The sequence below is a fragment of the Microcystis sp. M53602_WE12 genome (assembly GCF_030065455.1).
Classification (GTDB): Bacteria; Cyanobacteriota; Cyanobacteriia; order Cyanobacteriales; family Microcystaceae; genus Microcystis; species Microcystis aeruginosa.
This window is the reverse complement of the sequence record NZ_JASJFB010000519.1, coordinates 1-5,701: the sequence shown is the minus strand read 5'-3', so window position 1 is coordinate 5,701 and position 5,701 is coordinate 1. Positions and strand designations below refer to the sequence as shown.

At 40.4% G+C, this 5,701-nt stretch carries 5 protein-coding genes and 1 tRNA gene; 3 read left to right on the top strand and 3 right to left on the bottom strand.

The annotated features are described in order from the left end of the window. Nucleotides 1–84: 84 nt before the first annotated feature. A complete protein-coding gene (locus PX482_RS17005) occupies nucleotides 85–1,293 on the bottom strand; it encodes a DNA sulfur modification protein DndB (protein ID WP_288026124.1) in 1,209 nt (402 codons plus the stop codon). A 3-nt stretch (nucleotides 1,294–1,296) separates the two neighbouring features. After that, nucleotides 1,297–1,851 (bottom strand): GIY-YIG nuclease family protein, encoded by a 555-nt coding sequence (locus PX482_RS17000; RefSeq protein ID WP_012267255.1) that lies wholly within the window; start codon nucleotides 1,849–1,851, stop codon nucleotides 1,297–1,299. A 794-nt stretch (nucleotides 1,852–2,645) separates the two neighbouring features. On the opposite strand from PX482_RS17000, the gene speB reads away from it, so the two are divergent. The 3 genes from speB to PX482_RS16985 all read left to right on the top strand — a co-directional run bounded on the left by speB (nucleotide 2,646) and on the right by PX482_RS16985 (nucleotide 4,795). Next, nucleotides 2,646–3,545: an agmatinase gene (gene speB, locus PX482_RS16995; protein WP_288122738.1), complete on the top strand. Its 900-nt coding sequence runs from the start codon at nucleotides 2,646–2,648 to the stop codon at nucleotides 3,543–3,545. A 46-nt stretch (nucleotides 3,546–3,591) separates the two neighbouring features. Beyond that, a tRNA-Val gene (locus tag PX482_RS16990) sits at nucleotides 3,592–3,665 on the top strand. An 80-nt stretch (nucleotides 3,666–3,745) separates the two neighbouring features. Then, on the top strand, nucleotides 3,746–4,795 hold the full coding sequence (locus tag PX482_RS16985; RefSeq protein ID WP_288122737.1) for a Rieske 2Fe-2S domain-containing protein: 1,050 nt from the start codon (nucleotides 3,746–3,748) through the stop codon (nucleotides 4,793–4,795). A 161-nt stretch (nucleotides 4,796–4,956) separates the two neighbouring features. Here PX482_RS16985 and PX482_RS16980 read toward each other — a convergent pair whose 3' ends face one another. Next, nucleotides 4,957–5,640 (bottom strand): N-acetylmannosamine-6-phosphate 2-epimerase, encoded by a 684-nt coding sequence (locus PX482_RS16980; RefSeq protein ID WP_288026119.1) that lies wholly within the window; start codon nucleotides 5,638–5,640, stop codon nucleotides 4,957–4,959. Nucleotides 5,641–5,701 lie beyond the last annotated feature (61 nt).

The window sequence follows — 5,701 nt, the reverse complement described above, 5'->3', positions numbered from 1 at the left end:
GTTTTTCTTTTCTTCTAAGTCTAGGAAATCTTTGGCTGGCATAAGTAGGATTTTTCTAAAATTACTATTTCTATTTTAGGTGGTTTAAGTGCGTTTTAGCTTACTATCTGAGATAGCGCTAAGAGTGGCGGTAATCCGATACTCTTTTCTTACTCTAAGTAAATATCTCGAAACTGCAAAAAAGAGTATTTTTTGTCCCAAAACTGTGTATAAAATACTGGATTGCCGTAACCTTTTTATCGCTGCTTTCTGGCTAGGTTTCAGCTGCGGTTGATCTGGTTGAATCGGCACATCTACCTCTAAATAATTTAGCTGTGATATCCAATCCTTAAATGGTTGAAGTTCGTTAAAAAACCAATTAAGTACAGCTTTTGTGCCTATTTGTGACAAATTAGGATGAGAATCATAGTAATCTTTTAAAGCCATTTGTCGCTCATTAGGTGAATTAAATGATTTTTTTAAAGCTTGCGGGGAGTCTTTTAAAATTTCCATAGTACATTCACTAATTAAATTTAGTGTAGTTAGATAAGGATCTGCTTGATTTAAACTGTTTGTAGAAGACCATTTAACATATTTGTCTTCAAGCACTTTTTCTTCCAAAATTTTTCTGGGAATTAATGCTGATATTTTACTGTCATCTAGCAATAATTGAGTTTGTTTATCAATAGATTTTGCAGTTTTGTTTATAACTGTAAAAATATTACGAGTCGCTTTGATAATATCATCTCTAATAGTTTCGCTTGCATTGCTATAGCCTACCCTTCCAAGTTCTCTAAATACTAAGTAAACAACTGGTATATCAAAGGTTTCAGAGCAATCAAAGCTATCTTTTAACTGTTGAGAATTTAATGGTTCTTTGCCTGTGTGAGCATTCCAGTATCTTTTTAGAGAAAGTAATCTATGTTGTCCATCAATGACAATTCTAGCAACGTTTTTGTACAGTTTTAAATTAACCCATTTTTCTACAGTTTTACCTTGACTACTAACTGTAGAAAAATCCCAGAACTCTCGTTGCTCATTTGAGTTTGGCAAAAGGACGACTACAATTGAATTAAAAAACCTAATTCCCCCTTGAGCTAAGTAGGAAAATATTTCTGTTTCCGCTCTTTTTTCATCGAGTTTTCTCTGGACTCTTTCGGAGAAGCTCCAGCTGCCTTGTATCTCGTCAGCAAATCGAATGTTTTCTACTGCATCACTTTGTTCTAAGGTTGTTATAAAGTATCTAACTTCACCAAACTTACCAGTGATTGCTTTATATTCAATAGTTTCTGGAGACTGATTATCTAGTTCCATATTTTAACTCCTTTGAGTATTGAATTTGGGTTGACATAATTGAATTAATAAGCTTTCCAATTGTCTAGAAATATTTTTCGGACAAGGAAAGGAAATAAACAAAAATTCGTTATTCGATCTTGAATTTCCATGTTTTGATAAAAAACCATCCTCTCTTTCCAAGTGTTGAAGAAATCTCATTCTTAAATTGTTTGCCGTGCCAATATATTCTGGATGCTGTAAAATGCTACATGAAATTAGAAACTCTTTCAGAATTCTTCGCTCCTTTGGTTGAGAAATTTCTTGAAGAAAATATTCCATGTTCTGAGATAAACTAACTGGCTCTCCACAGATATCTATGGTAAATTTGCTTCTATCATTATTCTCAGAAAATTTTGTTTTAAACACTGTATTTTGCAAGCGAGTCTTGATATTACCACACAAATCATGCTCAGAAAAATCAAACGCATGATAGAAAGCGTAAACACCCGATGACTCCGGGAGATAATCTGCAGCAGATCTAGTAGCTGTTACCACAGTAAATTTTTTGAAAAAATTGTCGTGAACTGTTTCTTCCATGATGATATGCTGAGACTCAGAATTAGCCCATTCCCGCTTTTGAGGATTTTATAGAGTGACTTGTAATCTCTCCGTGCAATTATATCATTCCCAAATGAAACCCTTCAATAACATAATGTAAAGAAGATTCGGATCTTCTCGACTTTGTGTGATAATTTTTGCTTATGAAATCGTGAAATACTTATCAGGCAAGACTTTTAGGACTATTTTGCGGCATAGACTATCAGTATAGACCTCGTTTCCACACAGAAACCAGAAGAGTCAAGATTCCTGTTTAATGTCAGATAGTTATCCCTAATGAGTAATTCAAATATACTAAAAATGTCAAGTATTTGAAGCTATGCAGAGAGAATTGACAAGGATTAAAGGCAGTTCAAGAGTTTTTAAACTACCATCGCAGTCATAATATAAAGTAAATTTACTCATGGCTTCCAATTTAGCGATCGCTAATCTCTACTTATATTTTCAATTAAGATCTGAACTTCCCCCTTGACAAAAGGCCATAACCTGTGCTTTGGGAGGGATTAAGAGAATTTCTGATGCCCTCTTCCCTGGTAGAAATCAAGGAAACCCCCCATAAATCTAACTCGGTTTCAGCAAATATGCTCGCTCCCTGTCCATTGAGAAATATTACAATAAACACGGGTACACCAAGAAAAGTTAAGGGATGTATCCATTGATGGATAAGGGTTGTCGGCTATTGTAGTAGATATGTTTGGAGTCAGTTGAGATAGACAAAAATAGTCAAAATATTTATAATAGAAGATTAGACTAAAATTTTCTGTGACTTGCCCATGTTATTGTCTGGCGCCACCGGTAGCGAACAATTTTTAGGTAGTGAAGCGATCGCCACTTACGCCACAGCTAAGGCCGTGATCCTGCCGATTCCCTACGAGGCCACCACCACCTATCGCAAGGGTTGTGAAACTGGACCGGCGGCGGTGATTACCGCTTCCCAACAATTGGAAGCCTATGATGAGGAACTTAAGAGGGAAACCTGTTTAGAAGTGGGCATCTATACCCATGATGCGATCGCAGATACCCGTCAACAACCGCAATTGTCCGCCGAGGAGATGTTAGCCGTCACCACAGCTACAGTTTCTCGTTTAATTGCCGATGATAAATTTGTCCTCGCCGTCGGGGGTGAACACGCTATCACTACGGGAGTAGTACAAGCTTACCGACAAGCTTTATCGGAACCTTTTACGGTGGTTCAAATTGATGCCCATGGCGATATGCGTTTTGAGTACGAAGGATCGCACCATAACCACGCCTGTGTGATGCGTCGGGTGTTAGAAATGGGTTTACCGACTTTACCCGTGGGAATTCGGGCTATTTGTCGAGAAGAAGCGGAATTAATCGCTAAACAGCAGATTCCCGTAATTTGGGATCGAGATATCGCCAGGGATCCGGATTGGATCGAAAAAGCGATCGCCAAAATTAGCACCGAGAAGGTATTTTTAACCATAGACGTGGATGGCATAGATCCGGCTTTAATTCCGGGGGTGGGAACACCTGAACCGGGGGGGTTAAGTTGGCATCAAACCCTAGGCTTTCTCCGTCGTCTTTTCCAAACTCATCAGGTGATTGGCTGTGATGTGATGGAATTGGCCCCGATTAGTGATTCGGTGGTCTCAGAATTTACCACTGCCAAGTTAATTTATAAGTTAATTGGCTATCAATTTATTGCCTAGGGGCTTGCCTAATTAGAAGCAATCGTGTTATAATAACAATTCGTGCGGACGTATAGCTCAGTTGGTTAGAGTACATCGTTGACATCGATGGGGTCACTGGTTCGAATCCAGTTACGTCCATAAATTATCTGCCCTAGTCCCGGTCATAACCTTCATTTCTGATGATAGGATGAACGATCGAAGCTCTCCAGACAAACCCTATGACTAGCTTACTGCGCGACTTTTGGTATGTGGCCACACCGGCAAATAAACTTAAACCCGGTCAGCTAATGGCCAAAAAAATGCTAGGTGAACCGATTGTTGTCGGTAGGAGAGAGGATGGAGAAGTGTTCGCATTGCGGGATATTTGCCCCCATCGTGGCATTCCGCTGCACCATGGCTGGATTGAAGGGGATGGGGTGTACTGTTGCTATCATGGCTGGAAATTTAATACTAGCGATGGCGTTTGTTCTGAGATCCCCTCATTAACGGAACACGATCGCCTTGATATTAGCAGAATTTGCGTCACCAGTTATCCCTGTCGTGAAATACAAGGTCATATCTGGGTGTTTATTCCGGCAGACTCAAAAAGAGAAATTAATCAAGAAAATCTGCCTCCTGTGCCGACTATTGCCGATTTTGGCAAACTTACCCCCAAAATAGCCGAAACTATCACTTTTGACTGCAATATTGACCATGCAGTGGTGGGATTGATGGATCCGGCCCACGGTCCCTACGTTCATACTTCTTGGTGGTGGCGCAGCGGTCCACGCAAATTTCGGGTCAAAGAAAAACAATACGAACCTGTTCCCCTCGGTTTTCGTCTTGCTCCCTATGATATGCCCGTAAGTGCGAAACCCTATAAAATTTTGGGTAATAAAGTATCGATTGAAATTGTTTTTGAATTGCCCTCGGTGCGTACAGAAATACTACGAGGTGATCGGTATTTAGCCTGTGCTTTTACGGCAATTACTCCCATCGATGAAAATCACTGCGAAGTCCATCAAAGTTTATACTATACGATTCCTTGGTTGGCATTTTTAACCCCTCTTTTGCGTTATTTAACCCGACAATTCCTCACACAGGATCGCGATGTGGTGATTAAACAACAGGAAGGACTTAGTTATCATCCAGCTTTGATGTTAATTGATGATGCCGATACCCAGGCCAAATGGTATTATCGCCTCAAGCAAGAATACGAAAAATCTCAAGCAGAAAAACGGGATTTTGTCAACCCCATTAAAGCACAAATTTTACGGTGGCGCAGTTAGAACTCGATGATTTTATGACTGGACTTGCCCACTGATTATTTATTCTCCGTTTTGCCTTTTGGCTATTGCCTCTCCTCAATTCACAAACCGGGGTATTTTAATCGCTTTGGTTGTCGCTATTTTAGGAGGTGCGGCTAAACTTTTTGGTTTTTTCCCTCCCATTAATCTTTTGATAAAATTCCTTGTAAAAAAGCGGTAGTTTTTAAATCAATACCTGTAATTGCCGTGCCAACAACTACCGAATATGCACCAACTTCTAGGGCTTTTTTGGCTTCTGTTGGAGTCGATATTCCTCCTTCACAGATAACAGGAACTGACAACTTATTAACTAATTCTTCTAGGAAAGAAAAACTCGGCGGTGGCAGATTTTTAGTTGCTTCTGTGTAACCGTAAAGAGTTGTACCGACAATATCAGCACCGGCTGCCACGGCATAAATAGCACTTTCGATCGAGTCTATATCTGCCATGACTAATTTACCAGTTTCCTGATGAATACGAGCGATAATTGTGGCTAAATTTTCATCATTAGGACGCTTTCTGGGGGTAGCATCCAAGGCAATTATATCGGCACCCGCATCGGCAATGGCGAGAGCATCTTGATATTTGGGAGTAATATATACCGAACAATCGGGATAATTGCGTTTCCAGAGTCCAATTATCGGTATATCCGGCAATTGTTGACGGGTGGCTTTCAGATGAGCGGGACTATCAATTCTGACCCCACAAGCACCCCTATCCACGCAAGCATGAGCCATGGCGGCAATAATTACAGGATCGTGCAGAGATGACTCCACTGGCGCTTGACAGGAGACGATTAAACCCGATTTTAAGGTTTCTATTCTCATAAATTGGGGTGTGGGGTGTGGGGTGTGGGGTGTGGGGTGTGGGGTGTGGGGTGTGGGGGTG

What these genes read in the sequence shown, in the direction of transcription:
- PX482_RS17005 (WP_288026124.1), bottom strand. Translation starts at nt 1,293, where the DNA reads ATGGAACTAGATAATCAGTCTCCAGAAACTATTGAATATAAAGCAATC.
- PX482_RS17000 (WP_012267255.1), bottom strand. Translation starts at nt 1,851, where the DNA reads ATGGAAGAAACAGTTCACGACAATTTTTTCAAAAAATTTACTGTGGTA.
- speB (WP_288122738.1), top strand. Translation starts at nt 2,646, where the DNA reads ATGTTATTGTCTGGCGCCACCGGTAGCGAACAATTTTTAGGTAGTGAA.
- PX482_RS16985 (WP_288122737.1), top strand. Translation starts at nt 3,746, where the DNA reads ATGACTAGCTTACTGCGCGACTTTTGGTATGTGGCCACACCGGCAAAT.
- PX482_RS16980 (WP_288026119.1), bottom strand. Translation starts at nt 5,640, where the DNA reads ATGAGAATAGAAACCTTAAAATCGGGTTTAATCGTCTCCTGTCAAGCG.